1 rRNA gene is annotated in these 2109 nt (G+C 56.5%); it reads left to right on the top strand.

Annotated features, from left to right (window positions below):
* Positions 1 to 5 precede the first annotated feature (5 nt).
* Positions 6 to 2109: ribosomal RNA gene (locus tag QRM57_RS18890) — 23S ribosomal RNA — on the top strand; the annotation flags it as partial.

A 2109-nucleotide genomic window follows, 5' to 3' on the forward strand; every position in this document is an offset into this window, starting at 1 on the left:
TGTGTGGTCAAGTTTTTAAGGGCACACGGTGGATGCCTTGGCATTAGGAGCCGAAGAAGGACGTAGGAATCTGCGATAAGCCTGGGGGAGTTGATAACCGAGCGTTGATCCCAGGATGTCCGAATGGGGAAACCCCGCACAACGCTGTCATGGTGATTGTGTGACCCGCATCTGAACACATAGGGTGCGTGGGGGGAACGCGGGGAAGTGAAACATCTCAGTACCCGCAGGAAGAGAAAACAAGAGTGATTCCGTTAGTAGTGGCGAGCGAACGCGGATCAGGCTAAACCGTTCCATGTGTGATAGCCGGCGGGCGTTGCATGGGCGGGGTTGTGGGACTTTCCGTGCTGGTTCTGCCGGACCGGTGAGGTGTGATGTGCAGGCATAGGTGAACGGTCTTGAAAGGCCGGCCAGAGAGGGTGTGAGCCCCGTAACCGTAATGTTTTGTGCCGCCTGGAGAGTATCCCAAGTAGCACGGGGCCCGAGAAATCCCGTGCGAATCTGTCAGGACCACCTGATAAGCCTAAATACTTCCTAATGACCGATAGCGGACCAGTACCGTGAGGGAAAGGTGAAAAGTACCCCGGGAGGGGAGTGAAACAGTACCTGAAACCGTGTGCTTACAATCCGTCGGAGCAGCCTTGTAGTTGTGACGGCGTGCCTTTTGAAGAATGAGCCTGCGAGTTAGTGTTACGTCGCGAGGTTAACCCGTGTGGGGTAGCCGTAGCGAAAGCGAGTCTGAACAGGGCGAGTGTAGTGGCGTGATCTAGACCCGAAGCGGAGTGATCTACCCATGGCCAGGTTGAAGCGACGGTAAGACGTCGTGGAGGACCGAACCCACTTCAGTTGAAAATGGAGGGGATGAGCTGTGGGTAGGGGTGAAAGGCCAATCAAACTCCGTGATAGCTGGTTCTCCCCGAAATGCATTTAGGTGCAGCGTTGCGTGTTTCTTGCCGGAGGTAGAGCTACTGGATGGCCGATGGGCCCTACAAGGTTACTGACGTCAGCCAAACTCCGAATGCCGGTAAGTCAGAGCGCAGCAGTGAGACTGTGGGGGATAAGCTTCATAGTCGAGAGGGAAACAGCCCAGACCACCAACTAAGGCCCCTAAGCGTGTGCTAAGTGGGAAAGGATGTGGAGTTGCGAAGACAACCAGGAGGTTGGCTTAGAAGCAGCCATCCTTGAAAGAGTGCGTAATAGCTCACTGGTCAAGTGATTCCGCGCCGACAATGTAGCGGGGCTCAAGTACACCGCCGAAGTTGTGGATTTCACACAGTACCCTAGCCTTCGTGGTTCAGGGGTGTGGAGTGGTAGGGGAGCGTCGTGTGGGCAGTGAAGTCGCGGTGGAAACCAGCGGTGGAGCCTACACGAGTGAGAATGCAGGCATGAGTAGCGAAAGACGGGTGAGAAACCCGTCCGCCGAATGATCAAGGGTTCCAGGGTCAAGCTAATCTGCCCTGGGTAAGTCGGGACCTAAGGCGAGGCCGACAGGCGTAGTCGATGGACAACGGGTTGATATTCCCGTACCGGCGAAAAACCGCCCATGCCAAGCGGGGGATACTAACCGCCCGGAGCCTGCCCGTACACCCTTGTGGTGTGCCGGGTTTTGGCCGAGCGCGGGACCTGATCCCGGGAGGTAAGCGTATTAACAGGTGTGACGCAGGAAGGTAGCCGGGCCGGGCGATGGTTGCCCCGGTCTAAGGATGTAGGGTCAGGGATAGGCAAATCCGTTCCTGTGTGTTTCGAGCACGATCCTGAGATCTGATGGGACTCCCGTAAGGGGGGATCCGGTGATCCTATGCTGCCAAGAAAAGCATCGACGCGAGGTTTTAGCCGCCCGTACCCCAAACCGACACAGGTGATCAGGTAGAGAATACCAAGGCGATCGAGAGAATTATGGTTAAGGAACTCGGCAAAATGCCCCCGTAACTTCGGGAGAAGGGGGGCCTGCCCCGTGATGGAGACTTGCTCTCCGTGAGCGGGTGTGGGCCGCAGAGACCAGGGGGAAGCGACTGTTTACTAAAAACACAGGTCCGTGCGAAGTCGCAAGACGATGTATACGGACTGACTCCTGCCCGGTGCTGGAAGGTTAAGAGGACCGGTTAGCCA

The sequence above is a fragment of the Arthrobacter sp. fls2-241-R2A-172 genome, from assembly GCF_030208885.1.
Classification (GTDB): domain Bacteria; phylum Actinomycetota; class Actinomycetes; order Actinomycetales; family Micrococcaceae; genus Arthrobacter.